Raw genomic sequence first — 25,618 nt, forward strand, 5'->3', positions numbered from 1 at the left:
GCATCCGGACAACCAAGTACCTTCCGATTTGCCTGAAGACGTGTTAGGGCGACGTCGAACTCCCCGATCGTTCCCACTTGCGAGGCAAACTCATGGCCATTGTGTCCAAAGCCGTTCCGATTCCCGAACTGGTGTCCGTCAAACGTGCGCTTCTATCTGTATTCGACAAGACCGGATTGGTGGATTTCGCCAGGGCTCTGTCTGACCGCGGTGTCGAACTGGTCTCAACGGGCGGGTCATACAAGACCCTGAAGGACGCGGGGCTTGAGGTTCTGGACATTTCTGAAGTCACCGGGTTTCCGGAGATCATGGATGGCAGGGTCAAGACGCTGCATCCGATGGTACATGGTGGTCTTCTCTCGATCCGCGACGATCAGGATCATCAGGCTGCCATGCGGGAACACGATATTGCCGGTATCGACCTTTTCTGCGGAAACCTCTATCCGTTTGAGGACGTTGTGGCGTCGAATGCCGATTATGCAACGGGGATAGAAAACATCGATATCGGCGGACCGGCCATGACCCGCGCCGCTGCAAAGAACCACGCCTACGTCACGGTCGTGACCGATCCTGCCGATTATGATGCCGTGATCGCGGAACTCGATGCCAACGAGGGCAAGTCGCCGATCGCCCTTCGCAAAAAGCTTGCGCTGAAGGCATTTGCACGCACGGCCGCCTATGATGCCGCGGTTTCAAACTGGATAGCAGAGCAGCTTGATGAGGCGACCCCGGCACACAGGGCCGTCGGGGGCGCGCTGGCGGAAGTCATGCGCTACGGCGAGAACCCGCATCAGACGGCCGGCTTCTACAAAACAGGTGAGAAGCGTCCCGGCGTCGCGACCGCAAGTCAGTTGCAGGGCAAGACGCTGTCCTACAACAATATCAACGACACCGACGCGGCCTTTGAACTTGTCAGCGAATTTGATCCGGATCGCACCAGCGCGGTAGCGATTATCAAGCATGCCAATCCTTGCGGTGTCGCCGAAGGTGCAAGCCTGAAGCAAGCGTATGAAAACGCCCTGCGCTGCGACCCGGTATCCGCTTTTGGCGGTATTGTCGCCCTCAACCAGGTTCTCGACGCCGAGGCAGCGGAGGAGATTGTCAAGGTTTTCACCGAAGTGATCATTGCCCCGGATGCGGACGACGCGGCACGGGAGATCATCGCGTCGAAGAAAAACCTGCGACTTCTGGTCACCGGTGGACTGGCGAACGCGCGCGCCAGCGGCCTTTTTGTCAAGTCGGTGGCCGGCGGGCTGCTTGTCCAGTCCCGTGACAATGGGGTCATTGACGATCTCGACCTTAAAATCGTGACCAGGCGCGCTCCGAGTGAGCAGGAGCTTGCCGATCTCAAATTTGCCTTCCGTGTGGCCAAACACGTGAAATCCAACGCGATCGTTTATGCCAGGGATGGCGCGACGGTGGGAGTTGGTGCAGGCCAGATGAGCCGCGTGGACTCAGCCCGGATCGCTGCAAGAAAGGCTTTGGACGCAACGGAAGCTGCTGGCCTGAGCGAGCCTCTGACCAAGGGATGCGTTGTGGCGTCCGATGCCTTTTTCCCCTTTGCAGACGGATTGCTGTCGGCCGCCGAGGCCGGGGCCACAGCGGTCATTCAGCCAGGCGGTTCCATGCGCGACGACGACGTGATCGCTGCTGCGGATGAGGCTGGACTTGCGATGGTGATGACGGGTATGCGCCACTTTCGTCACTAATGTGTCAGTGATTGAAACCTGCCGATCCAACGGATTGATTTTGCTGTCACAAATGACGAAATCGAGGCAACCCGGCGTAAGTCGGCGCGTCAGCCGGATCGATTGATCGCAAAACCCGATCAAGACATAGAAGCGTGCCGGAACTACCCGGCGCGCTGCTCCTTTACTCCCCACATCAACACCAGTCCGACGGCGAAGAAGACGAGAACCACCGACATGCCACCGGCCTGACTGCCGGTCAGGGCAGTGACAATCCCGACCGCGAGCGGCGCCATGAAACTCGTGACCTTGCCTGATAAGGCCAGCAGACCGAAATACTGGGACATGTGTTCCCTCGGGGCCAGCCGTATCAGCAGACTGCGCGAGGAAGCCTGCAACGGGCCGGCTACGGAGCCGATCACGGCGCCAAGCCCGATGAACACCTGCTCGGGGAGCGAGGCGAATTGAGCGCCTTCCGGCGCAGCCTGCGTCTTGATGATGAAGAATACCGTCGTCTTGTCGATCGAGACCATACCAAGGCCGCAGATCATGAGGATGACGAGCGAGAATATAATCACGGGCCAGGCGCCCAAACGGTCGTCCATCGGCCCTGCCAGAAGAAGTCCGAGTATTCCGGTGATAATGACAATGATGCCGAAGATGCCGATTTCGATGGACCCCCAGCCGAGTTGGCCAGCGGAATAGATGCCGCCAAAGGCAAAAAGCGCGACCAGACCGTCCTTGAAAATCATGTTGGCGATCAGGAATTGAAAGATATTCCGGTTGGCCCTTGCCTGGGAGAGGCTTGCGTGCAATTCCGACAGCCCCTTGCGGATCGCTGTCGTGAATTTTTCTTTCGCGGATGCATCCGGCACGAAGAAGAACATCGGCAGGACGAACAGGGCGTACCACAGAGCCGAGAAGGGTCCGGTCACCCGGTCGCCTTCCTGTGTTGCCGGGTCCAGGCCGAGGACCGGACTGATCCCGGCAAGGGTCTTTCCGGTGTGCGAATCGGCTGAAAAGAGCAGCAGCGCGATCGCAAGCGTGATCAGCGCGCTCGCATATCCCGCCGCCCAGCCAAAGCTCGACAGGCGGCCGACCTGCGGTGCAGGAACGAGCGAAGGCATCATGGCATTGTTGAAAACTGTCGCAATCTCGATGGAAAGCGTGCCGACCGCAAAGGCGACAAGGGCAATGGCAATGCTGTTCGAACCGCCTGGCTCGGCGTACCAGAACATCCAGCAACTGATGACAAAAGGGATTGAAAACACGAAGATCCACAACTTGCGGCGTCCGGTCGCGTCAGCGACAGAGCCGAGGATCGGCGCCATGATCGCGATACCAAGACCGGCCGCGGCAGTGGCAAACCCCCAAAGCGATTGACCTTCTTCCGGCGTTGCTGCCAGGACGGAGGCGAAATAGGGTGAAAACACGAATGTTGTGATCAGCGTAAAAAACGGCTGGGCTGCCCAGTCGTAAAGCGCCCAGGAGAGTACGGCGCGAGGATCTGTTTTCATCGTCGATCCACCAGAGACGGTATCCATCACGCTGTCCTGTCTCGAATTGCGAAAGGCCGGCAGGGAAACTGCCGGCCTTGTCACGCCATACCTTGCATGCCGCGTTAAGCCGTTCCGCAGATTTCCGCCAGCAGTCCGGCCGCCACGGTGAATTTCGATACGCTCAGGCCACCGTCGAGAATTTCCGTGACCGCACGATGCCTGTTGGCTGCTTCTCCCCCGTGTTCCTGCAGCCAGTTCTCGAAATTACCTGCCCTGATGGCCGCGCTCGCCAATGCCCTGTGCGCCGAGAAGAGAATCGCGCGTGCCCGGTCGAGGGCCAGCCCGTCATAGTAATCGCGGACTTCCAGGTTGCTGGCCATCTCGTGCATGTTTCCGATCCTGAAATGATGGGCGACCTGATAATAGGCCATTGCCGCGGTCTCGAGATCGGCGCCGGTTTCTTCAGAAACAATGACGATGTCCGGGATTGCCTGTTCGGCCAGAAGCCAGGCAATTCTGCGTGCAAGCGTCTGGGGAACGCCCTTTGCCTCGAACTCCGCTGCTCGCTGATTCAGGAGGCGAGCGGGTTCTTCCGGCACCAGGGACTCCAGGCGGCTGCGCAGATCGGAAATACCGGTTCGGAAACGCTCGACAACCGCGGAAAGTCCGTTGTCGAACGAGACGTTTCGCTTGAACCAGACCACCCGCTCCAACAGCAACGACTGGATCTCGGTGTAAAGATCAAGTTGCAGATCACCATCGACCTTGGTGTCGAGTGCATCGATTTCAGTGTTCAGGTCGGTGAGATCGAAACTGTTGCGGACCGCGACGAATCCTTGCGCGATTTCTGTCGGAGTCGCACCTGTCTGGTCCATCAACCGGGTCAGGAATGTCGCGCCGCCACGGTTGATCATCGAGTTCGCCAGCATCGTAGCAATGATTTCGCGGCGCAAACGGTGGCCCCCGATCTCGTCCTGGTATGTTGTCGCCATCTGGTCGGGAAAATAGCGGAACAGTTCTCGTGCCAGATAGGCATCGTCCGGAACGGTGCTGTCGAGCAGGGCGTCATAGAGAGTGATCTTGGCATAAGCCAGCAGGACGCCAAGTTCGGCGCGGGTGAGGAGCTGTCCGGCCTTGCGCATCTCCCTGAGTATCGCCTCGTCGGGCAGTTGCTCGACTTCCCGGTCCAGCAGATCAGCCTGCTCCAGTTGCCGCATCATGCGAACCTGGAAACCGAAGTCTTCCTGGCCCCGCAGTTCCATCATGGAAATCGCAAGCGTTTGCAGATAGTTGTTCCTGAGAACCAGATCGGCAACCTCGTCCGTCATGTCGGCGAGAAGCACGTTCCGGTTTTCAAGAGACAGTTTCTGCGCCTTGCACGCCGCACCGAGCGCAATCTTGATGTTGACTTCCATATCCGAGGAATTCACGCCCGCGGAATTGTCGATCGCATCGGAATTACAGCGTCCACCCTTCTTGTTGAATTCGATGCGCGCCAGCTGTGTCAGGCCGAGGTTGGCACCCTCGCCGATTACCTTTGCCCCAACGAACGGTGCCGTGATGCGGATCGGATCGTTGGCCCTGTCTCCGGCATCCGCATCGCTTTCCGTGGTTGCGCGGATATAGGTCCCGATGCCACCGAACCAGAGAAGGTCAACATTCATCCGCAGGATAGCCATCATGACTTCCTGGGGTGTCGCACTGGATTTGTCGAGGCCGATCAATTCCTGGATTTCAGCAGACAGCGGAATGGACTTCAGCTGCCGGGAGAAGATGCCGCCACCCTTTGAGATCAGGTCGGTATTGTAGTCCTTCCAGGAGGATCGGCCCATGTCGAACAGCCGTTTGCGTTCGTCCCAGGTCTTGGCGGGGTCAGGATCCGGATCAATGAAGATATCGCGGTGATCGAACGCCGCGACAAGTTTCGTCGCCTTGGAGAGCAGCATTCCGTTGCCAAAGACATCACCCGACATGTCACCGACACCGGCCGCGGTAAAGGGTTCGGTCTGAATGTCCCGATTCATTTCACGGAAGTGACGCTTGACCGCTTCCCAGGCACCGCGTGCGGTGATGCCCATTTTCTTGTGGTCATAGCCGGCGGAACCGCCTGAGGCAAAAGCATCCCCGAGCCAGAAATGCCGCCCTTCCGATATCCCGTTCGCCGTATCGGAAAACGTCGCAGTGCCCTTGTCGGCTGCGACAACGAGATAGGGATCGTCGCCGTCGAAGCGTTGCACCCGATCCGGTGGAATGAGCTTGTCCTCATCCAGGTTGTCGGTGACATCGAGCAATGCGTTGATGAAGACCTTGTAGCTTTCAGTCCCCTCCTTGAACCAGGCTTCCCTGTCATTGATCGGAGGAAGCTGCTTCGGTACGAAACCGCCTTTCGCGCCGACAGGCACGATAACGGCATTCTTGACCTGTTGTGCCTTGACGAGGCCGAGCACTTCCGTCCGGAAATCCTGAGGTCGGTCCGACCAGCGCAATCCGCCACGGGCGACCATGCCAAAACGTAAATGCACTCCTTCTACACGGGGGCTGTAGACGAAGATTTCCCGATATGGCCGCGGCTGAGGCAGGTCTTCGATCTTTGGACTTTCGATCTTGAAAGCAAAAGTGGGTTTGAGCTGTCCACTCTTGTCCAGCTGATAGAAATTCGTGCGCAGGATCGAGTTGATGACATTCTGGAACCGGCGCAGGATACGGTCATCATCGAGACTGGAAACCTCTTCGAGGTCGGCTGTCAGCTCTTCCGCGAGCCGGTCTGAACCCAATTCCCGGTCCTTTGCGGTGACGTCCGGATTGAAGCGCAGATGAAAAAGTTCCACCAGCTTTGCAGCGATCAGCGGATAATTGTTCAGGGTCCGCCACATGTAGTCTTCCGAGAACGGAATACCGGCCTGGCGGAGAAATTTTGACAATGCCCTGACGACAGCGACATCTCGCCATGCAAGATCGGCGGTCATGACCAGGCGATTGTAGCCGTCGTTTTCGGCACTGCCTTTCCAGATGGCCATGAACATGCCCTCAAGCCTGGATTCCAGTTCCTGCGGCAGGTTGAAGTCGTCTCCGGAGTGGCTTTCGAGTGTCATTTCATGCAGGTAGGACAGTGGCCTGTCCGCCGGTGTCACCCTGTAGGTTCGCTCGTTGATGACCTTGAAGCCCATGTTCTCCAGCAGCGGTACGCGGGCGGACAGGGGTATGGGTGAACCGCAGTGATAAACCTTCAGGGACAGGCGGTTGTTTTCCGAACCTGACGGTCTGCGGAACGAGATTGTCGTGTCATCAAGCCCGGCCAGGGTTTCGAGCTTGACGATATCCGATACGGCGGACTGGGCAGTATAGACTTCCTTGTAGCCTCCGTGGAACGACAGGGCGTACCGTTCGGCCAGCTGCCGCGCCTGGACAGGCGGGAATTCCTTGTTCAGGGCATCCCGGACATTGTCGGACCAGGTCCGCACCATGTCAGCGACGGCAATCTCAAGTTCTTCCTGTTCCGGTTTCGGCGTTTCACCCTTGTCCCGCCCGACAATATAGTGAACCCGCGCCAGGGGACCTTCCATGTAGGTCACATACCAGGCGGACAGGCGACCCTCGTATATCGAGGCAAGATAGGTTCCGATATTGATCCTGATTTCGGTTGAATACCGGTCACGAGGCACAAACACCATGATCGAGACATACCGGTCAAACTTGTCCGGCCGGGACAGCACCCTGATTCGCGGGCGCTCGTCCAGTTGCAGGATTGCGATGGCAAATTCAAACAGGCGCTCACGTTCGATCTGAAACAGCTCGTCGCGCGGGAAAGCCTCCAGCACGTTGCGCAGCGCGCGGCCGGAGTGACTTTCAGACCCGTACCCGGCGCGTGCCAATACGCTGGCAACTTTCCGCCGCAGAAAGGGTATCGTGTTGGTCGGTTCGGTATAGGCGGTTGAGGCAAACAAACCGACGATGCGCAATTCACCCGTCAGATTTCCATCATCGTCGTAAATCTTCGCGCCAACGTAATCCATGTGCACACGCCGGTGAACGGTGCTTCTGACATTCGCCTTGGCGATGATGAGAGGCTCCGGATTCTTCAGGAATTCCCGGATTTCAGGTGTTATCTGCACAAATTCGGATCCACGTCTCAAGACGCGGACATCCGGATCGGTCAACAGGCCGAGGCCAGTTCCTTCGGTAGGTGAAAGCTCGCCTTCATCAACTCCGCCCTCGAACCTGTATTCCCGCATTCCCAGGAAAATGAAGTTGTTGTTTTCCATCCACTCGAGGAAATGGATTGCCTCCCAGAGATCGTCGCTGCTGCCCGGAATTTGCGTGGTCTTGAAAGTGTCGATCGCTTCGGCGAGTCTCTCCTGCATCGGTTTGAAGTCGTCGACAACCGATCTTACCGAATTCAGGACATTGTCGAGCCGTTCCCGGAGCGCGGTGCGTGCTTCTTCCGAATCGATGCGCGTCACGTGAATGTGGATCAGGCTCTCCTGCCGATCCTTGCGCTTTGCCGGTTTCTTTCTGCCGACGGCAGAAAGCAGTTTGCCTTTTTCGTCCCTCTCGACAATGAAGATCGGATGCAGCACAAGGTGGATTTCCAGCTTGCTGCCCTGCAATTCGTCCATTACCGAATCAACCAGGAACGGCATGTTGTCATTTACGATTTCGATGACGGTCAGATTGTCGATTCTTGGATTTTTGCCTGAGGATGCCGGGTCGGTGATGCCAACGCGGTGTGTGCCCAATTCATGGTTCTGGAAATCCTGCCAGGCATCCACAACGAAGCCACACAGTTCCTCCGCCGTGTAGGTGACAAGATCCTCTGCTGCCGCCCGGTCAAAAAACGCGCTGGCGAACTCCACCAGGGCGGGGTCTTTTTCTTTCAGGCCTGCGTGGACTGCGTCGATGAGCTTGATTTTCTCGACGTCGTGTTTGTCCGGCATTTCATTCCCCCTAGGCGATCTTTGTTGTGGCTCGGCCGCATGATGTGATTTTGTATTGCAGCGACATAAAAGTTTTCATGACGGGAGAGGCAAATTGTCAAGTAAAGTCACCGCCTTGCATATCGATTCAAATGAAACATTAAGTGAAAAAACACTCGCTTATTTCGATTTGTGCGAAGAAAAGCTGGGTCTGGTGCCCAATGTGCTGAAAGCGTATTCCTTTGATGAATCGAAGTTGGGCGCATTCACCGACATGTATAACGACCTCATGCTGGCGGAATGCGGTCTCACCAAGCTTGAGAGGGAGATGATTGCCGTTGCGGTATCCGCCGTCAACCGTTGTTTCTATTGCCTGACCGCCCATGGCGCGGCTGTACGCGAATTATCGGGCGATCCGGTCCTCGGGGAACTGATGGTCATGAACTACCGTGTTGCCGAATTGAACGCGCGCCAGCGTGCGATGCTGGATTTTGCGGTGAAACTGACTGAAAGACCTGCCGAAATCCTCGAAAGCGATCGACAAGCCCTGCGCGATGCGGGGTTCAGCGACCGCGATATCTGGGACATTGCCTCTGTTGCCGGCTTCTTCAACATGAGCAACCGGGTGGCGGCCGCGACCGACATGCGGCCCAATGATGAGTATCACTCAAGGGCTCGTTGAGGTCTGATCGCGCTCACAATCGGTGACAAGACCGTCGATTGGGTGTATGACGCATTCGATTTTACTCAGCCAGAGGAGAGGAACGGGCCATGGTTGCGCGCGTGTTCATAGATGGTGAAGCCGGTACGACGGGTCTGCAGATCCGTGAGCGCCTCGCCATGCGCCGCGATCTGGAGCTGATCTCCATTCCGGACGAAAGCAGAAAAGACCCTGCGGCCCGGGCCGATTATCTCAACAAGGCCGATGTCGCGATTCTTTGCCTGCCCGACGCGGCGGCACGGGAAAGCGTCGACCTGATTGAAAATGATACGACCCGGGTTATCGATGCGTCGAGCGCACACAGGGTCGCCGAGGGCTGGGCGTACGGATTCGCCGAAATGGATCCCGATCAGAGCGGCGTCATTGCTGCGGCGATGCGTGTTGCCAACCCGGGTTGCTGGCCCCAGGGGTTGATCGCTTCCGTGCGTCCGCTCGTTGCCGCAGATCTTCTGCCTGCCGATTTTGCTCTGTCCTATCACGGGGTGTCGGGTTATTCCGGTGGCGGCAAGGGCATGATCGCCGACTACGAAGGGCGCGGGACGGACGCAAATGTCTTTGCGCCCTATGCGCTCGGCTTCAACCACAAGCACCTGCCGGAGATGACCGAGTATGCTCTGCTCGATTCGGCCCCGCTTTTTACACCGTCCGTCGGCAACTACTACAAGGGCATGCTGACCGTGTTGCCTCTGAACCTGGCCGAATTGGCGCAGGCTCCGACAGGCATGCAGCTTCACGCCGCATTGGCAGACCATTTTGCCGGCGCGGACAACGGGTTTGTCGAGGTCGCACCGCTTGAATCGCTGGAACGTGCCGATTTCCTGGACCCGCAAGCCGTCAATGACACCAACCTGCTGCGTCTTCATGTCTTTGCAAATGATGCACGCGCCCAGGCCGCGATCATTGCCGTTTACGACAACCTCGGCAAGGGTGCCTCGGGCGCTGCGGTCCAGAACCTAAACTTGATGCTCGGCGTCGATCAGGCCACAAGCCTTGCTGCCTAGGGCTGATGGCCCGGGGCGATCGAGCGGAACTGACCTTTCAGGAGACAGAACAATGGAAAAATTTGAAACCCTGACCGGTGTCGCGGCGCCCATGCCGATCGTGAATATCGATACCGACATGATCATTCCGAAGCAATTTCTGAAGACGATCAAGCGCACCGGACTCGGTTCCGCGCTGTTTCACGAAATGCGGACCAATGACGACGGTTCTGAAAACGTCGATTTCGTACTGAACAAGGCGGCTTACCGCGATGCGAAGATCCTGATTGCAGGTGACAACTTCGGATGCGGTTCTTCCCGCGAACACGCCCCCTGGGCGCTTCTGGATCATGGTATCCGCTGCGTCATCTCCACGTCCTTTGCAGATATCTTCTACAACAACTGCTTCAAGAACGGCATATTGCCGATCGAGGTCTCCGAGGACGAGTTGGAAACCCTTCTTCACGCAGCTGAGCGCGGCGCGAACTTCACGCTGACCATTGATCTTGAAAATCAGGAGATCCGCGGTCTGGAAAGTGGGGACGTGGCGTTCAAGATCGATCATTTCCGCAAGCACTGCCTCATCAATGGTCTTGACGATATCGGTCTGACGATGGCGAAGGCCGAGCAGATCGACACATTCGAAGGAAACCTGGGCGAAAGCCGTCCCTGGGTGTGATCGATCCGGGCGAGCGGAAACTGATTAGCTTCCGGTCTCCCGATCCCATTGCGATTTCAGGTTATTCTGTCCCGCTTCCAGTCCGGTAAAGCGGGACTTTTTTTGAGCGACGGGCGGATGAACCGCCAATACGGCAAGGTCATTGTCCGCGGCGCTGCGAACGATCAGTTCGGTCTTGCTAGTGCAATGCTTCCTGAACCGAAGGGAGTGCCGGTCTGTCCTTTATCAAAAACACGAGAATACCTGCGAACACGGCCAGACAGACAGACGACCACCAAACCCAGGTGTATTGAGCGTAGATGTCGTACAAGACACCGCCAAAATAGGCTCCGACTGCAGCACCAACCTGATGGCCGGCGGAAATGAGCCCGAATGCCAGCCCCATGACGCTTCTGCCAATATGAGATGCCACAAGACTTGCGGTGACCGGAACGGTCGAATAGTCGACCAGGCCAAAGAGGATCGAGAAAAAGATCAGCGTCTCAAAGCTTGTGCCCACATTCACCAGAATGATGAAGGTGAAGCCGCGAATGAGATAGATGATACCCAGAAGAAGCGGTCTGTTCATCCGGTCCGAGAGCCATCCCGCCAGGATCATTCCGGCAAGGTTTATGGCTGACAGAAGACCGTAAGCGGAAGCTGAAGGAACCGGGCCGAAGCCGCAAAATATTGCATAGGGCAAAAAATGCGTTTCGATCACACCCGACGTTGTGTAGCCGCAGATGAAGTAACTCCAGAACAGGATCTGAAACGTGGGCAGCTTCAGGATATTCAGGAGATCGTCTCCCAGACTGCTTTGCGATTCCTTCTGATCAGCGGAAAACATTGTTCTGCGCGTGTTTTGCGGGAACCAGAGATAGATGCAGAACATCACGACAAGAGCGCCCAGTCCAAGGGCCACAAATGCCATGCGCCAGTCATAAGTGCCGATCAGCATGGCCAGAAGCGGTACAAAGACAAACTGTCCCCCCGTTGAACCCGACGTCGCGAAGCCGGTCGCAAGTCCCCGGTTCGTCTCGACCTCCTGTTCAACCGCGGTTGAGACCACATGAGTGGCCACCAGTCCGAATCCGACGGCGGCGATCCCGCTAAATGCCAGAAAGAAGACAATCGGGTCGGTGGTGGCCGCCACGAGAAAGCAACCGATGGCAAGAGCACCGAGGCCGACGAGCAGGATCGCCCGTGCTCCCTTTTTATCGACAAGTCGCCCTCCGAACGGCGCAATGACCGCCATAACGAGGAGCGCCACGGCTGCCGCACTCGAGGTGAAGCTTCGCGACCAGTCGAGTTCTAGTTCAAGGACAGGTATCACCAGTCCCAGGGACGCTCTTGCGGAAAATGCCAGGGCGAGGGCAACGAAGGACAATCCGATTGTCAAAATTGCCGTGCGGTTTTGTTGTGCCGGTTTCAATTCCGGGTCCTCCTGTTTCCGAACCCGGTTTACAGGAGGGCGATTTTGGCATAAATGACAATATGCGATCAAAAACGGCCAAACTCGAAGACACTGAAGACCGGCAACCTCGCCGCGTCGTATTTGTGATCTATCCCGGTGTCACGCTGCTGGATGTCGCGGGCCCGCTGCAGGCCTTTTCAAGTGCGAACAACACCGACGTTGCAAACGGTGTTCGCGCATATGACGTCGTGGTCGCGTCACCGGAAGGTGGTCCAATCATAACGGACTGTCAGGTGGAACTGGGCACGGTCACACTGGACAAAGCATCCTTCAAACCCATCGACACACTCATAGTTGCCGGTGGTGACGGTGTGTTCGATGCGATGGAACAGGAAGATCTTGTCGATTGGATCAAGGAGGCTTCCAACGGTAGCCGACGCATCGCGTCGACCTGTATGGGCGCATTTCTCACGGCTGCAGCCGGTCTGATCAACGGGAAAAGTGTAACCACCCACTGGCGTCAGGTTGACGAATTGCAGAGATGCTTTCCCGACATCGAGGTCAAACGCGATCCGCTTTTTGTGCGCAACAGCAATATGTGGTCCTCTGCCGGTGTCACGGCCGGCATCGATCTGGCGCTCGCGATGATCGAGGAAGATATGGGCCACGAAGCGGCGATGCAGGTTGCTCAGTCTCTGGTCGTCTTTTTCAAGCGGCCGGGAGGACAATCGCAGTTCAGCGACGTACTCAATATCCAGGCGTCGGAGCCCGAGGGGCTGTTTGCCGATCTCCATGCATGGATAGCTGGGCATCTGCAAAGCGATCTTAGCGTTCCAAAACTTGCGGAAAGACTCGCGATGAGCCCCCGCAGCTTCTCACGTAAATACAAGGCAAGAACGGGAATGACCCCAGCGAAGGCCGTTGAGCTTATACGCGTCGATGCGGCCAAACGAGCGCTTGTGCGCCGCGATCTTCCCTTGGCGAAAATTGCCGTCAATTCCGGTTTTCTGGATGAACAGCGCCTCCGGCGCGCCTTCCAGAGGCACGTTGGCGTATCTCCGCTCTCGTATCGCGACATGTTCGGCGAAAATCAGGAATAGCGCTGGATTTCGGCCTGGCCGTCGGTATGAGGCGTAGCATCTGCACGATAAGGCCGACAGCTCGCCTTTATCGTATTCGGCATCGAAATCCGCGTCGGCATGCCCCCCAACGCGCTATGCGACGTGGAGCATTATCAATGTAAACCGCCGCGTTCATCAGCGTCGTCTTCGTCTTTTCCGAAGGCAGGCGGTTCGGATTGAAGTCACCAAACCACCGGCAAGGCCGCACTCCATGTTGTGCTGCGGCATTGAAGGTGTATGTTCTGCGCCACAACATCCAAGACAGAAGAGAGAGCACGGCATGCTGGCCCAAGATACAGTGGCGACTGAAAACACAATCGAAAGTGCGGAGGACCTCTCTTCGATTGCATTCGGTTTCATGGCGTCCAAATCTCTGTTTGCCGGGCTTCACGTTGATATCTTCTCGGTACTTGCAGACGGGCCCAAATCGGCTGAAGAGCTGGCGAAGGCCACCGGCATTCCGATAAATCGGATTGTTATTCTGACGACTGCGCTTGCAAGCGTTGGCCTTCTCGCCATCGGTGATGACAGGAAAATCTGGAATTCACCGGCGGCACAGAACTTTCTTTCGAAACAGTCGCAGTATGATTTCGGCGACTACCTGCGTCATCAGATCGATCAGCAGATGTATCCGTTCCTGCTCCAGCTCAATGCTGTGATGAAAGGCGATCTGTCCGAAGATGCGATTGCCTCCTATAGCCACTGGATGACGGACGAAGAACAGGCGTCGGTCTATTCCGAAAGCCAGCACGCAGGGTCGCTCGGTCCGGGCAAGACACTTGCACGGAAAGTGGATCTGAGCAGTGCCGACACCTTGCTGGACGTCGGTGGCGGAACCGGCGCAATGACGATCAGCCTGTGCAATGAATACGAAAATCTGCACGCGACGATCATTGATTTTCCGAATGTCGCGGAAATCGGCTGGCGGTTCATCTCCGAGGCAAATCTGGTCGATCGTGTTCGCTACATCCCCGGCAACGCCATCGAAGTCCAATGGCCAAGCAACCAGAGTGCCATCTTGATGTCCTACCTGATGAGTGGCGTTCCGGGCGACGACGTGGAAGGGCTTTTGCAGAAGGCATTCGATACGCTTTCTCCGGGCGGCAAGCTGATGGTTCACGACTTCATGGTCGAAGAGAACCGGCGCGGCCCGGCGCTGGCAGCGCTCTGGCAATTGCAGCACATGGCTTTCACCCCCGAAGCTCGCTCGCTTTCTGTCGGGTGGCTGACGGAAGCTGGCAAGAGAAAGGGATTCGAGGTTGCTGACGTCGATAACCTGATTCCCGCGATGACCAAGTTGGTCGTCTTTGAAAAACCCTCCTGATCGGGTGACCTCATGGCAACGTTTCGCCTGCACGAAGAGCCGCTCCAGAGCGACTGGCTGGACGCCTATGGTCATCTGAACGAGGCTTATTATCTTGTGCCCTTCAGCAATGCGACCTGGAAGCTGCAAGACCATTTCGGCATTGGCACCGAATATTTCGAGGAAAACGGGTGCGCGTTATACACGCTGGAGACCCATTTGCGGTATGTCGGAGAAGTGCGTGCACCCGCGACACTGTCAATTGAATCCGCAATACTGGGTGTGGATACCAAGCGACTTCATGTCGGGCATACAATGTGGTCAGGGACCCGCGAATGCGCAACGTTCGAATGCATGCTGCTGCACTACGACACTCAAGCAGAAAGGTCCGCAGCATTTCCTGATGTCATTCGTGAAGGTCTTCACAACGCGCTCTTGAAGCCGACACCTGAATGGGTCGGACGGGCATTGCGCCGATTGGAATAGGCGTGTCCGGTCAAAAAGGAAATCAGGCCCTCAAATCGCGGTGCGCGCGCGGCTGAAATAGCCGTGCCTATTCGCTCGCCTTTGAATCATCGCGCACCCGCCGCTCCGCATTGAGCTGTTCCAGCTCCACCATCTTGTCACCAATCGGACGCAAGGCGGCGATTGTGGCACGATACTTCAGGGAATGCTGCTCGAACAGACGCTGTGCCAGTTCCGGATACTCCTGGATCATGCGCTTGAACAGTGCCCGGCGGATACGGATGATGCTGACCGTTCCGACCGCATCTGCACGGCAAGGCCGTTTGCTTTCAGTCAGGAGTGCGGTCTGGCCGAGCAGGGTGCCCTGACCGACCCTTTCGACCTCGTCAAAGCCGTCTTCGCCCTTTTTCTGCAGGCTGACGGTGCCATTTGTGATCACCAGACCGCCATCGGCCCGCTCCCCTTCCTCGAAGAGGCGCTGGCCGTCGTGGTAATCCATGCTTTCGGCGCTGAAGGCGAGCAGGCGGAGCTGATCGTCCTGAAAGTCCGAGAGCATCGGGATTTGCTTGAGAATCGCAATGTCTTGGGCAAGGCTCATGCCCAAGATTTACGCTGATTACCCGTTAGGGCACAAGCTTATATCCACCGGCTTCTGTGACAAGAAGCTCTGCATTGGACGGATCACGTTCGATTTTTTGTCGCAGGCGGTAAATATGCGTTTCCAGGGTATGGGTGGTGACGCCTGAATTGTATCCCCAGACCTCATGCAGCAGAACGTCACGGGTGACCGGTTTTTCACCTGCACGGTAGAGGAACTTGAGAATGGAGGTTTCCTTTTCCGTGAGCCGTACCTTCGCGCCTCCATCGTCCTGCATCACCTTTGCGGCCGGACGGAAGGAATAGCGGCCGATTGCAAAAGTCGCGTCCTCGCTCTGCTCGTGCTGACGCAGATGCGCGCGTACACGGGCCAGGAGAACGGCAAACTTGAATGGTTTGGTGACATAGTCGTTGGCGCCGGCTTCCAGTCCGAGAATGGTGTCGCTGTCACCATCGTGGCCGGTCAGCATGATGATCGGTGCCTTGAAGCCGTTCTTGCGCAGAAGCTTTACCGCTTCACGCCCGTCAATATCGGGCAGACCGACATCCATCAACAGCAGGTCAACATGTTCGTCCTTGGCAAGGCCGATACCGGATGTGGCTGAATCCGCCTGTATGGTTTCAAACTCGTCATAAAGCGAAAGTTGTTCAACCAGCGCTTCGCGCAGTTCGTTGTCATCATCGACTATCAAGATCGTGCGGGCGGTCATGTGTGCGGTCCTCGCCAAAAGTCTCAAGGTGATCACGCCAACTTGTGCAATCTACACATGCGTGTTTCCTGCCTCTATGTGCGTGGGAAATTCTCGCCGCACAAGCAGTCATTCGTCAATTCTTCTTCACGCGGGGTTTAAGGCTGGTTTATCAAAGTGTTGATTTGGATATTGCAGGGCGAGGCAAGCAGGGATGACAAAGTCCGGCAAACCGGCGGAAACACTGGAGGTACGTGCGCTGCCACGCGACGGGACGAAGGGAATATTGCGTCTTGGACCGATCACGGTTCCGTGTGCCTTGGGGAGATCCGGTATCGTCATGCGTAAAAAAGAAGGCGATGGCGGTACACCAATGGGCTCTTTCGATCTCCTTCACGTCTATTACAGGCCGGACAGGGGACGGCCGCCGCAAACAAATTTGCAGCTTGAGCCGCTCACGCCAAAATCCGGTTGGTGTGATGATCCGGAACACCGGCTCTATAACAGGCCTGTCACACTGCCGTTTCCCGCGAGCCACGAGAAAATGTGGCGCGACGACAGGCTCTACGACATTGTCGTCGTCCTGAACTGCAACATGTTCCCGGCCGTGAGAGGCAAGGGCAGCGCAATCTTCTTTCATATCGCCCGTGAGACCTACACGCCGACGGAAGGTTGTGTGGCGGTTTCGCCAGAGCACATGCGCTTGCTGCTTGCAAAGGCGGGAGCGCATGTGCGTATGGTGATCACGGCCTGACGTGATGTCACGCGATCATGGATTGATCGTGTTTATTCCGATTTTTGCGGGCGATAAATGGTGAAGCGTCCACTGACACGCACGGTCGTGCGTTCTCCCTCGCCACTTTCCAGATCGGCTGTCCTGACATAGAAGCGGTTCCGCTGGACGTTGAAATTTTCATAGACGTTGCATTCCAGGAACGTCGCAATGCCGTTTTCGTCAATGCTTTCCAGGATTGCCGTGTGCCGTGGAGCGCCTCGCGATTCCGTCCGCTCCTCGTAACCCCCGTCATTTTCGACACGGACCGTCACCTCGAAGCGGCTGAATTGAAAAACATCGCCGGGTCGGGCATTCGCCAACTGTTCCACTTCACGGCCCCAGTTGTAGATGGCCGACGGTTTGTGAAAGTCGAGATTTTCAAAGGCATTGTTGACCAGTGTCCAGCATTGGCCGTTGCCTTCCTGGCGTCCGAGCCGCTCTGTTGCAAATGCTATCAATCGCTGGGCTTCTTGTTCTGTTACATCGCGCATTTCAAAAATCCTCAATTTACCGCTCTACTGCGCCTTGTTGTTCCACGGATTGTGACCTCCCGCTGTAATTGCCATCACAATGTTGCGCTCCGGGATGCTCTTTTACGTGCAACTTACCGGCACGGTCTGGTATTCAGGGGCGTCATCGACAGAACGGATACTCAATCATGCGTTGGAAAGGCCGCCGCGGCAGCAGCAATATCGACGACAGACGCGGGTCGCGCCCAAGGCGGCGCATGCGGGTCCCCGCCGGCAGGCGTGTTCGTGCGGGAGGCGGCATCGGTCTCACGGGTCTCGTCGTCATTGCCGGAATCGCGTGGATGATGGGGGTCAATCCGTTGACGCTTCTCAGCCAGCTCGACGCCGGCGGCTCTTATGAACCGGGATATGATACTTCTGCACCGCGTTCTGCCGCCAACGATGAAACGGCACAATTCGTATCCGTGATCCTCGCCGATACGGAAAACACCTGGAGCGAGATCTTTTCCGGGCTTGGCGGCGACTATCCGGAACCCACACTGGTACTTTTCTCCGGGTCGGTTTCTTCAGCTTGTGGCTATGCCAGTGCGGCGACCGGACCGTTTTATTGCGGGGCCGACGACAAGCTTTATATCGACCTTTCCTTCTACCAGCAGCTTGCCAGGCAGCTGAATGCGCCGGGTGATTTCGCTCAGGCCTACGTGCTGGCCCACGAGGTCGGACATCACATCCAAAATGTGCTCGGCATTCTTCCGGAGTTTCACAAGATCCGCCGAACCCTCAGCAAGACGGAAGCAAACGCGCTATCGGTCAGGGTCGAGCTTCAGGCCGACTGTTATGCGGGTATCTGGGCGCACTTCGCGGCGCGGCAACAGGGTTTCGTGGAGGAAGGCGACATTGAGGAGGCGCTGAACGCGGCAAGCCGCATTGGTGACGACACCCTGCAGCGTCAGGCACAGGGATATGTGGTTCCGGAGAGTTTCAATCACGGGACTTCGGCACAACGTGCCAGATGGTTCCGGCGAGGTTTCGACGCCGGTCAGCTTGACGCCTGCGACACCTTCAAGGCGGAAAATCTCTGACCGATCGGCAATAATGCGTGTTCCGCATTGACCTCATGTAGACGCATGCCTGCTCCGAAAGCCCCTCCTACTGGTAATTTCTCGAGTTTTCGGCCATATAGGGTCAAGTGATCGCGACAAACCGATCTCATTCTCAACACCTTGGAAGAAGTACACCCGGCATGGCGTCTGAAACCAGACCCTTTTTGAAGATGAATGGCCTCGGCAACGATTTCGTGGTCTGGGACGCGCGCGAACAGCCGCTGCGCCTTTCTTCGGACGTGATCGCCAGGCTGGGTGACCGGGAAAGCGGTATCGGCTTCGACCAGATGATCACGGTTGAACGCTCTTCGCTCGGCGTTGATGCCTTCATGCGCATCCATAATCAGAATGGCGGCGAGGTCTCCGCGTGCGGCAATGCGACCCGCTGTATCGGACGCCTGCTGATGGAGGAAATCGGCAAGGATCTCGTGACAATCGAAACAGGCGCCGGACTTCTGCATGCATTCGACAGCCCCGGACCGCGAAATGTAACGGTCGATATGGGACCGCCGAGGATTCGATGGGATGAAATTCCACTCGCTGAGGAATTTGCCGATACACGCGCCATCGAACTGCAGATCGGTCCGATCGACGATCCGGTCCTGCACACGCCTGCGGCCGTCAACATGGGTAATCCGCACGCGATCTTCTGGGTCGACGATGTCGAAGGTTACGAACTGGAGCGCTTCGGACCACTGCTGGAACTTCATCCGATATTCCCGGAGGGAGCCAATATTTCGCTCGCCCATGTCTTTGAAGAAGACCAGATCCGGCTGAAGGTCTGGGAGCGGGGCGTGGGCCTGACGCTGGCCTGCGGGACTGCTGCCTGCGCAGTCGGCGTCGCCGCAGCCCGCGACACCAAGACCAGCCGCAGGACAACGGTACATCTGCCTGGCGGTCCCATCGGGATCGAGTGGCGCGAAAGCGACGACCATGTGCTCATGACCGGTCTTACCGAAATCGAGTTCGAAGGAGAGGTCGATCTGGAGTCCCTGGAGTGGCGCAAGACCGGCTCCGGGGATGCTTCGGCGGCGGGAGCTGTCTCATGAGCGTCGATGTCGTCACATTCGGTTGCCGGCTGAACTCCTATGAGTCGGAGGTGATGAAGCGCGAAGCGGAAGCTGCGGGCCTGCAGGACGCGATCCTCATCAACACGTGTGCCGTGACAAACGAAGCCGTGCGCCAGGCACGCCAGGCCGTCCGAAGGGCCAAGCGCGACCACCCGAATGCGCGTGTGATTGTCACGGGCTGCGCCGCCCAGACAGAAACCGAGACCTTTTCCGACATGGAAGAGGTCGATCTTGTCCTCGGCAACACCGAAAAGCTGGAGCGCAAGTCCTATCAGGACGTCGTCGCTTTCGGTATTTCGGAGACCGAGAAGGTTCGCGTCAACGACATCATGAGCGTTGAGGAAACGGCGGGTCACCTGATCGACGGTCTGACCGGGCGCGCACGCGCCTTCGTTCAGGTCCAGAACGGCTGCGATCATCGCTGCACTTTCTGCATCATTCCCTATGGCCGTGGAAATTCCCGCTCCGTTCCGATGGGCGTGGTGATCGACCAGATCAGGCGGCTGGTGGAAAACGGTTACAATGAAATCGTGCTGACAGGCGTGGATATCACTTCGTATGGTGCAGACCTTCCCGGTGCGCCGAAACTCGGCACGCTGACGGCCAAAATCCTTAAGATGGTGCCGGATCTGAAGCGCTTGCGCCTATCTTCCATCGATTCGATCGAAGCCGATGACGATCTCATGCGGGTGATTGCCGAAGACGAACGGCTGATGCCGCATTTTCACCTGTCGCTCCAGGCAGGTGACGACATGATCCTGAAAAGGATGAAACGCCGCCATCTCAGGGCCGACACGATCCGGTTTTGCGAGGATGTTCGGCACCTGCGCCCGGACGTTGTTTTCGGTGCCGACATCATCGCGGGATTTCCGACGGAAACGGAAGCGATGTTCCGGAATTCTCTCGACATCGTCGACGCGTGCGGGCTGACCCATCTGCATGTGTTTCCGTTTTCACCGCGACCAGGGACCCCGGCAGCGCGCATGCCGCAGCTGGAGCGCAGCGTTGTCAAGGAGCGCGGCGCTCGTCTACGGGCAAAGGGCGCAGAAGTGCTGACCAGGCACCTGGCTTGTGAAGTCGGCAAGGATCGGCCGGTCCTGATCGAAAAGGAGGGCCTTGGCCGCACCGAACAGTTCACGCAGGTTGAACTGGCCGGCGGACAGGCCGGAGAGATCGTAGATGTCCGCATTACCGGTCATACCGGTCGGCACCTTCTGGGTGACGCCCTTTCCAAGGCAGCCTGACAGGGTGCCCGAACTCAAGTAATTCAGCAGATTGTCCTTCGGAATGACTCAAGCCGGTTTCACACTGACCAACCAACCTCTTCGCGAGGAAGCGCTTTACGTTGCCTCTCAGGATGAGGCAGGGTTTGTTGGGTGCAGGTTCAGTGGCTCAAGAGTGCGACGGGAAACATTTAAGGCGGTTTCATGAGCGAGAAAAAACGCGGATTCCTGGGGCGGCTTTTCGGCGGCAAGGAAACGCCTGAAGAGCAGACTGAAGACCTGGTTGAAAAGACAGGGGAAGACGCGCAAGCAGCGGAACCTGCCACGAAGGATTTGCCGGATAGCGAGGATGCGCCCGAACTCTCGGTCGAAATGGAAGTCAGACCGGTTGCATCGCTGAACGAGCCTATTGAAACCTTCAGGATCGAAACAGGGCCGGGGATCGTTGAGGAGTTTTCAGCCAAACAAACCCCAATACCGTCAGATGACTTCGTTTCGACTGATGTTGCCCCGGATCTGGAAGCCGGCGAAACATCCGAGGGCGGAGAAACAGTTTCGGAAGACATTCAGCCGGAGGTCACGCCGGCAGAACCGTCTGCCGCATTGGAAGAGCCCAAGACTTCGTGGTTCCAGCGGCTGAAAAAGGGTCTTGCCCGGTCCTCCTCTTCGCTCACGGAGGGCATCACCTCCATCTTCACCAAGCGGAAGCTGGACGCCTCCATGCTGGAGGAACTGGAAGATATCCTGATCCAGGCAGATCTTGGCGTGGACACCGCCATGGCGATCACCGACCGGTTGTCGGACGGGCGCTACAACAAGGAAATCTCGCCGGAAGAAGTCCGGGCGATCCTGTCTGAAGAAGTTGAAAAGGTTCTTGAACCGGTCGCCCATCCACTCAACCTCGACACGGGAAAGAAACCGCACGTGGTGCTGATGGTGGGAGTCAATGGGACCGGCAAGACAACGACAATCGGTAAACTGTCCCAGAAACTGCGTTCTGAGGGCAAGCAGGTAATGCTCGCCGCAGGTGACACGTTCCGTGCTGCGGCCGTCGAACAGCTCAGGATCTGGGGTGAGCGCACCGGCGCCGACGTCATTTCCCGTGACACCGGTGCCGATGCGGCCGGCCTCGCTTTCGACGCCATGAAGGAAGCGCGGGAAAAACAGGTCGACGTTCTTCTGATCGACACGGCCGGCCGCCTTCAGAACAGGGCTGAATTGATGGACGAGCTTGAAAAGGTGATCCGTGTCATCAAGAAGCACGATCCCGACGCCCCGCACTCGGTCATCCTGACGCTTGATGCCACAACCGGTCAAAACGCGCTGAATCAGGTGGAAATCTTCGGCAAGGTCGCCGGCGTCACCGGGCTAGTCATGACCAAACTAGACGGGACCGCCCGCGGCGGTATCCTGGTAGCGATAGCAGCCAAACACGGGTTACCGGTGCATTTCATTGGGGTTGGCGAAGGTGTGGAAGATCTGGAACCGTTTTCGGCGAAGGATTTTGCCAGCGCAATCGCGGGACTTGCCTGAGATTCTTGCGTCCTTCAGACCTCCTTCCTGCGCTCCCGGAAGGCGGCTGACTTGGCGCGATTGCCGCAGACCTTCATGTCGCACCAGCGGCGTTTCCTGTTTTTCGTCAGGTCGTTGAACCAGAATGTACAGTTGGGTCCTGCGCATTGCCTGACGAGCAAGCGATCCATTTCCGTCATCAGGTCTGCAATTGCATGCGCGATTGGAAGCAGCAGGTCTTCCGCTGTGTCGATTTCATACTGTCCGGCAAGCTCAAGTCGCCGTTCTCCCTGTGGGTCGAACTGTAGCCGGAACCTGTGCGCTCCTGCCATGAGAATGCGATTGATGGTTTCGATCTGATCGTCCTCCAACCGCCATTCAAGCTGATTGCCATGCCGGGTGAGAAGATTTCGAAACCATTCTCGTAACTGCCGCGCTCCATCGGCCGCAGCGTCGAGCTCCCTTGCAGGGATCCTTCCGGAGATTTCCGTTGCCCGGGAGACACTCAGAATCCCTGCAGCCGTCATCCAGGACACCAGGCCCCGTCCGCTTTCGAGCCACTCGATTTCTGATCCGTACGGCGCACCCACTGTATTCAGAAAATCGAGAGCCGGATGATCAGCAATCAGGATTGGTGCAGGTTTTGTCGGGTCGGCCAAGTGATTTCCTTGTTTCCTCACGCGGAATTGAAACCTTCAAACGTATATTTTGATGGTTACTCAGATTGTATGTAACCGTCAAACATGTATTTAGATGGTTGTCCGGCTTGAGCCGGGACGATTAATGTCGAGGAGTGTTCAAAGGTGTCAAAAATCCTGCATATCAACGCATCGCCACGCGGCGCCAAATCGCAATCCGCGCTGCTGGCGCGTTCCTATCTTGAAGAACGCAAACAAAAACAGCCTGAAATCCAAATCGAAACCCTGAACCTCTGGAGCGAGAACCTGCCGGAATTCGATGGTGACAAGAACGCCGCCAAACTATCTTTCTTCGGGGTCGGAGAGATGGACGAGGTGGGTAGAAACGCTTGGGAACAGGTAGTCGACATTACCCAAAAGTTTGTTTCAGCGGACGAATATGTCTTCAACGTGCCTATGTGGAACGGTGGCGTTCCGTACAAGCTGAAGCACTATATAGACATCATAACCCAACCGGGTTTGCTATTCGGATTCGAACCGGAACGTGGGTATTTTGGCCTGCTGGAAAACAAGATCGCGCATGTATTCTACAGTTCGGGAGTGTTTGCGCCGGGTGCCGACAGGAAATATGGCGAGGATTTTCATTCGGCCTATATGGATTGGTGGTTCGGTCTCGTCGGAATAGAGCAGGTTGTCACCACGCGGCACCAACCAAGCCTTCTGACGACGGATCCCGAAGGCGATCTCGACAAGGCCCTCGCGCGCGCTAAGGCCGCTGCCTGATCGAGCCTCTTCCGATTAGTGGGCAACAGCAGCCGACACAGGCAGCTGTTGCCAATCTGGATTGTACCGGCTTCAACGGGTGACCAGGGCATCGCCCGAATTCAGTTTCGGACGATTGTCGTTGGAACAGCGCCCACGAAGCATCCGTTCACGTCGCCGGCCCGATGGGCAGACAGCCTAGCGCACCGGACTGGTAAATCCGGAAATTGCAAGCGGATTGTCCGTCATGGACTTCGCGTCGGGCGTGTCTGGAAGCAACGCACCGGAAAACGCCTCGAACATCTTGCGGACAAATCCTTCCGGAAGATCTTTCGTGATGAAGACCATGCGCGTACGTCTGTCGTCATCCGGCCAGTCTTCCAGGGTCGTCGGCGGATGAAACACATGCTGCACACCGTGTATGACCACCGGCCGGTCGGGGTCTTCCGCCAAGTGCACGATGCCTTTCACGCGCAGGAGCTTCGGCCCGTGTGCCGATCGCAGCAAATCAAGAAACATTTCGAGGGCCGATGTGGACACGGGACGATCGGTTGCAAGCGTGAAGGCGCGGATCGCCTCGCTATGCCGGTTCACGTCATGGTCGTGGTCGTGGTCGTGGTGATGCCCGTGATGGTGGCCGTCATGATGATGACCATGAGAAGGGGCATGACCTTGCGTGTTGGCCGCATAGGCCTCTTCGTTCAGCCAGGTTGCCACATCCGGAATTTTGCTGTTCGGGTCATAGAGGCCGGCATCGAAAAGCTTGCTCGGCTGCACCTCATCAGATTGCGCATCCAGCCGCAATGCACCCGGATTCAACGTACCAAGTCGGTGTTTCAGCTTTTCGAATTCCGCTCGTGCAGCCGGTGTTTGCAGCAGGTCCGTCTTGGTGAACACGATCCTGTCGGCAACAGCTGCCTGCTTGCGCGCTTCTTCATGTTCCAGAAGCGTGGAAAATCCGTTGACCGCATCCACCAGCGTGATCACGCTGTCGAGCCGATAGCGCATGACCAGATAGGGATGCAGCATCACCGTATGCAGGATCGGCGCGGGATCCGCGAGTCCGGTGGTTTCGATCAGGACCCTAGTGAGCCGGTCCTTGCGGCCATTGTCCAGATGACGCAACAGATTTTCCAGCGTGGTCACAAGGTCGCCGCGGATCGTGCAGCACAGGCATCCGGATGAAAGCTCGATGATGCCGTCCCCGGTCTGGTCGACGAAGAGGTGATCGAGCCCGATCTCACCGAATTCATTGATGATGACGGCCGTGTCCGCCATGGCCGGATCCTTCAGGATCCGGTTCAGGAGCGTGGTCTTTCCCGATCCGAGAAATCCCGTCAGAACAGACAGGGGAATAGGGGGCTTCGGCCCTTTTCGGCCAGGCTCCCTGCGGGCCTCCTGGGAAACCATGAAACGCGTCTCCAATCGAAACACCGGCCGTTTGATGCGCTGTCAGCACCAGCTGACGCGCACTCCAGGGCCTGGAAGCAGTTCAGGCCGCACCGCTACCATTGTTTCCGTGGGATCGTCAAAGGGAAAGGGTAATATTATTACCTAGCCGGCGTTGAGAACCGGTTCTTCGGCTTCGGTTTCTTCGATCTCTTCGTTGTTTTCCGAACGCTCAACGGCAAGGTCCATCGGAGTGAGATCCTGAACGAGATCAATGTCCTCGAATTCCGCGTCGTCAGCTTCATCTGTATCAATGACGTGACGGACTGCTTCAGCTGCCTTGCGAAGCGTCGCAATGACTTCTTCGATCGAGGCACCTTCCTCAAGCTGATCAGCGGACAGCTCCGCGAGGCTGGCCAGAGCGCGGATGGTGGCAGTGGATCTCGGTTCAATCATCATGTGATCTCTTGATCTGAATTGCGTCGGCTCGCTCCAGGAACAATGTACCCCCACGGGTGCCACTGAAAATCCCGCAGCCGATCGCCACTGTCGGACTAATTCTTACCTCAGTGTTAAGCAGTAGCGTAAATAAACGGTTAATCGTTGATCCGACAACCACCCGGTTTCA

22 protein-coding genes are annotated in these 25,618 nt (G+C 57.1%); 13 read left to right on the top strand and 9 right to left on the bottom strand.

Going from position 1 to position 25,618, the window contains the following annotated elements:
- Positions 1-92 precede the first annotated feature (92 nt).
- Positions 93-1,709: a bifunctional phosphoribosylaminoimidazolecarboxamide formyltransferase/IMP cyclohydrolase gene (gene purH, locus LA5095_RS12090; RefSeq protein WP_055115175.1), complete on the top strand. Its 1,617-nt coding sequence runs from the start codon at positions 93-95 to the stop codon at positions 1,707-1,709.
- Positions 1,710-1,852: 143 nt separating this feature from the next.
- On the opposite strand, the gene LA5095_RS12095 is transcribed toward purH, so the two are convergent.
- Positions 1,853-3,232, bottom strand: a complete 1,380-nt coding sequence (locus tag LA5095_RS12095; protein ID WP_055115176.1) for an MFS transporter — start codon at positions 3,230-3,232, stop codon at positions 1,853-1,855.
- A gap of 77 nt (positions 3,233-3,309) precedes the next feature.
- Positions 3,310-8,121, bottom strand: coding sequence for an NAD-glutamate dehydrogenase (locus tag LA5095_RS12100; protein ID WP_055115178.1), 4,812 nt, complete (start codon positions 8,119-8,121; stop codon positions 3,310-3,312).
- Positions 8,122-8,215: 94 nt separating this feature from the next.
- Here LA5095_RS12100 and LA5095_RS12105 point away from each other — a divergent pair, with 94 nt between their 5' ends.
- The 3 genes from LA5095_RS12105 (at position 8,216) to leuD (ending at position 10,480) form a co-directional block, all read left to right on the top strand.
- Positions 8,216-8,782: a peroxidase-related enzyme gene (locus LA5095_RS12105; protein ID WP_055115180.1), complete on the top strand. Its 567-nt coding sequence runs from the start codon at positions 8,216-8,218 to the stop codon at positions 8,780-8,782.
- A gap of 89 nt (positions 8,783-8,871) precedes the next feature.
- Positions 8,872-9,822, top strand: coding sequence for an N-acetyl-gamma-glutamyl-phosphate reductase (argC, locus tag LA5095_RS12110; RefSeq protein WP_055115183.1), 951 nt, complete (start codon positions 8,872-8,874; stop codon positions 9,820-9,822).
- Between the two features lie 52 nt (positions 9,823-9,874).
- Positions 9,875-10,480 carry a 3-isopropylmalate dehydratase small subunit gene (leuD, locus tag LA5095_RS12115; protein ID WP_055115185.1) on the top strand — a complete coding sequence of 202 codons (606 nt, stop codon included), beginning with the start codon at positions 9,875-9,877 and terminating at the stop codon, positions 10,478-10,480.
- Positions 10,481-10,658: 178 nt separating this feature from the next.
- Here the strand turns inward: leuD and LA5095_RS12120 are convergent, their stop codons facing one another.
- Complete coding sequence (locus tag LA5095_RS12120; protein ID WP_055115188.1) at positions 10,659-11,891, bottom strand: MFS transporter; 1,233 nt, start codon at positions 11,889-11,891, stop codon at positions 10,659-10,661.
- A gap of 62 nt (positions 11,892-11,953) precedes the next feature.
- On the opposite strand from LA5095_RS12120, the gene LA5095_RS12125 reads away from it, so the two are divergent.
- The 3 genes from LA5095_RS12125 to LA5095_RS12135 all read left to right on the top strand — a co-directional run bounded on the left by LA5095_RS12125 (position 11,954) and on the right by LA5095_RS12135 (position 14,783).
- Positions 11,954-12,973 carry a GlxA family transcriptional regulator gene (locus LA5095_RS12125; protein WP_055115190.1) on the top strand — a complete coding sequence of 340 codons (1,020 nt, stop codon included), beginning with the start codon at positions 11,954-11,956 and terminating at the stop codon, positions 12,971-12,973.
- A 301-nt stretch (positions 12,974-13,274) separates the two neighbouring features.
- Positions 13,275-14,318: a methyltransferase gene (locus tag LA5095_RS12130; protein ID WP_055115192.1), complete on the top strand. Its 1,044-nt coding sequence runs from the start codon at positions 13,275-13,277 to the stop codon at positions 14,316-14,318.
- Between the two features lie 12 nt (positions 14,319-14,330).
- Positions 14,331-14,783, top strand: a complete 453-nt coding sequence (locus LA5095_RS12135) for a thioesterase family protein (protein WP_055115194.1) — start codon at positions 14,331-14,333, stop codon at positions 14,781-14,783.
- 67 nt (positions 14,784-14,850) lie between these two features.
- Here the strand turns inward: LA5095_RS12135 and LA5095_RS12140 are convergent, their stop codons facing one another.
- On the bottom strand, positions 14,851-15,360 hold the full coding sequence (locus LA5095_RS12140) for a Crp/Fnr family transcriptional regulator (protein WP_035898027.1): 510 nt from the start codon (positions 15,358-15,360) through the stop codon (positions 14,851-14,853).
- A gap of 25 nt (positions 15,361-15,385) precedes the next feature.
- Complete coding sequence (locus tag LA5095_RS12145; RefSeq protein ID WP_029060743.1) at positions 15,386-16,069, bottom strand: response regulator transcription factor; 684 nt, start codon at positions 16,067-16,069, stop codon at positions 15,386-15,388.
- A gap of 193 nt (positions 16,070-16,262) precedes the next feature.
- On the opposite strand from LA5095_RS12145, the gene LA5095_RS12150 reads away from it, so the two are divergent.
- Positions 16,263-16,802, top strand: a complete 540-nt coding sequence (locus LA5095_RS12150) for a L,D-transpeptidase family protein (RefSeq protein ID WP_055115196.1) — start codon at positions 16,263-16,265, stop codon at positions 16,800-16,802.
- Positions 16,803-16,834: 32 nt separating this feature from the next.
- Here the strand turns inward: LA5095_RS12150 and LA5095_RS12155 are convergent, their stop codons facing one another.
- Positions 16,835-17,314, bottom strand: a complete 480-nt coding sequence (locus LA5095_RS12155) for a hypothetical protein (RefSeq protein ID WP_055115198.1) — start codon at positions 17,312-17,314, stop codon at positions 16,835-16,837.
- 167 nt (positions 17,315-17,481) lie between these two features.
- On the opposite strand from LA5095_RS12155, the gene ypfJ reads away from it, so the two are divergent.
- The 4 genes from ypfJ (at position 17,482) to ftsY (ending at position 22,222) form a co-directional block, all read left to right on the top strand.
- Complete coding sequence (ypfJ, locus tag LA5095_RS12160; RefSeq protein WP_055115199.1) at positions 17,482-18,375, top strand: KPN_02809 family neutral zinc metallopeptidase; 894 nt, start codon at positions 17,482-17,484, stop codon at positions 18,373-18,375.
- Positions 18,376-18,536: 161 nt separating this feature from the next.
- On the top strand, positions 18,537-19,445 hold the full coding sequence (gene dapF / locus LA5095_RS12165; RefSeq protein ID WP_055115201.1) for a diaminopimelate epimerase: 909 nt from the start codon (positions 18,537-18,539) through the stop codon (positions 19,443-19,445).
- Positions 19,442-20,710, top strand: a complete 1,269-nt coding sequence (gene mtaB, locus LA5095_RS12170; protein ID WP_055115203.1) for a tRNA (N(6)-L-threonylcarbamoyladenosine(37)-C(2))-methylthiotransferase MtaB — start codon at positions 19,442-19,444, stop codon at positions 20,708-20,710. The genes dapF and mtaB overlap by 4 nt, the downstream gene beginning before the upstream one ends.
- Before the next feature lie 183 nt (positions 20,711-20,893).
- Positions 20,894-22,222, top strand: a complete 1,329-nt coding sequence (gene ftsY / locus LA5095_RS12175; protein WP_055115206.1) for a signal recognition particle-docking protein FtsY — start codon at positions 20,894-20,896, stop codon at positions 22,220-22,222.
- Between the two features lie 14 nt (positions 22,223-22,236).
- On the opposite strand, the gene LA5095_RS12180 is transcribed toward ftsY, so the two are convergent.
- The gene (locus LA5095_RS12180; RefSeq protein ID WP_055115207.1) at positions 22,237-22,860 is read right to left on the bottom strand and encodes a CGNR zinc finger domain-containing protein; all 624 of its coding nucleotides are present in this window, start codon (positions 22,858-22,860) and stop codon (positions 22,237-22,239) included.
- Positions 22,861-23,004: 144 nt separating this feature from the next.
- Between LA5095_RS12180 and LA5095_RS12185 the strand changes: the two genes are divergently transcribed.
- Positions 23,005-23,622: an FMN-dependent NADH-azoreductase gene (locus tag LA5095_RS12185; protein ID WP_055115209.1), complete on the top strand. Its 618-nt coding sequence runs from the start codon at positions 23,005-23,007 to the stop codon at positions 23,620-23,622.
- A gap of 177 nt (positions 23,623-23,799) precedes the next feature.
- Here LA5095_RS12185 and LA5095_RS12190 read toward each other — a convergent pair whose 3' ends face one another.
- Positions 23,800-25,011, bottom strand: coding sequence for a CobW family GTP-binding protein (locus LA5095_RS12190; protein ID WP_055115211.1), 1,212 nt, complete (start codon positions 25,009-25,011; stop codon positions 23,800-23,802).
- 144 nt (positions 25,012-25,155) lie between these two features.
- A complete protein-coding gene (locus LA5095_RS12195) occupies positions 25,156-25,449 on the bottom strand; it encodes a hypothetical protein (protein ID WP_208992648.1) in 294 nt (97 codons plus the stop codon).
- Positions 25,450-25,618 lie beyond the last annotated feature (169 nt).

This window comes from Roseibium album (genome assembly GCF_001404515.1).
GTDB classification, from domain to species: Bacteria; Pseudomonadota; Alphaproteobacteria; order Rhizobiales; family Stappiaceae; genus Roseibium; species Roseibium album.

Coding starts and splice junctions, on each gene's coding strand:
- LA5095_RS12140 (WP_035898027.1), bottom strand. CDS start 15,360: ATGAGCCTTGCCCAAGACATTGCGATTCTCAAGCAAATCCCGATGCTC.
- LA5095_RS12150 (WP_055115196.1), top strand. CDS start 16,263: ATGACAAAGTCCGGCAAACCGGCGGAAACACTGGAGGTACGTGCGCTG.
- LA5095_RS12095 (WP_055115176.1), bottom strand. CDS start 3,232: ATGGATACCGTCTCTGGTGGATCGACGATGAAAACAGATCCTCGCGCC.
- ftsY (WP_055115206.1), top strand. CDS start 20,894: ATGAGCGAGAAAAAACGCGGATTCCTGGGGCGGCTTTTCGGCGGCAAG.
- LA5095_RS12145 (WP_029060743.1), bottom strand. CDS start 16,069: ATGACCGCCCGCACGATCTTGATAGTCGATGATGACAACGAACTGCGC.
- argC (WP_055115183.1), top strand. CDS start 8,872: ATGGTTGCGCGCGTGTTCATAGATGGTGAAGCCGGTACGACGGGTCTG.
- purH (WP_055115175.1), top strand. CDS start 93: ATGGCCATTGTGTCCAAAGCCGTTCCGATTCCCGAACTGGTGTCCGTC.
- LA5095_RS12195 (WP_208992648.1), bottom strand. CDS start 25,449: ATGATGATTGAACCGAGATCCACTGCCACCATCCGCGCTCTGGCCAGC.
- leuD (WP_055115185.1), top strand. CDS start 9,875: ATGGAAAAATTTGAAACCCTGACCGGTGTCGCGGCGCCCATGCCGATC.
- ypfJ (WP_055115199.1), top strand. CDS start 17,482: ATGCGTTGGAAAGGCCGCCGCGGCAGCAGCAATATCGACGACAGACGC.
- mtaB (WP_055115203.1), top strand. CDS start 19,442: ATGAGCGTCGATGTCGTCACATTCGGTTGCCGGCTGAACTCCTATGAG.
- dapF (WP_055115201.1), top strand. CDS start 18,537: ATGGCGTCTGAAACCAGACCCTTTTTGAAGATGAATGGCCTCGGCAAC.
- LA5095_RS12190 (WP_055115211.1), bottom strand. CDS start 25,011: ATGGTTTCCCAGGAGGCCCGCAGGGAGCCTGGCCGAAAAGGGCCGAAG.
- LA5095_RS12130 (WP_055115192.1), top strand. CDS start 13,275: ATGCTGGCCCAAGATACAGTGGCGACTGAAAACACAATCGAAAGTGCG.
- LA5095_RS12135 (WP_055115194.1), top strand. CDS start 14,331: ATGGCAACGTTTCGCCTGCACGAAGAGCCGCTCCAGAGCGACTGGCTG.
- LA5095_RS12155 (WP_055115198.1), bottom strand. CDS start 17,314: ATGCGCGATGTAACAGAACAAGAAGCCCAGCGATTGATAGCATTTGCA.
- LA5095_RS12125 (WP_055115190.1), top strand. CDS start 11,954: ATGCGATCAAAAACGGCCAAACTCGAAGACACTGAAGACCGGCAACCT.
- LA5095_RS12100 (WP_055115178.1), bottom strand. CDS start 8,121: ATGCCGGACAAACACGACGTCGAGAAAATCAAGCTCATCGACGCAGTC.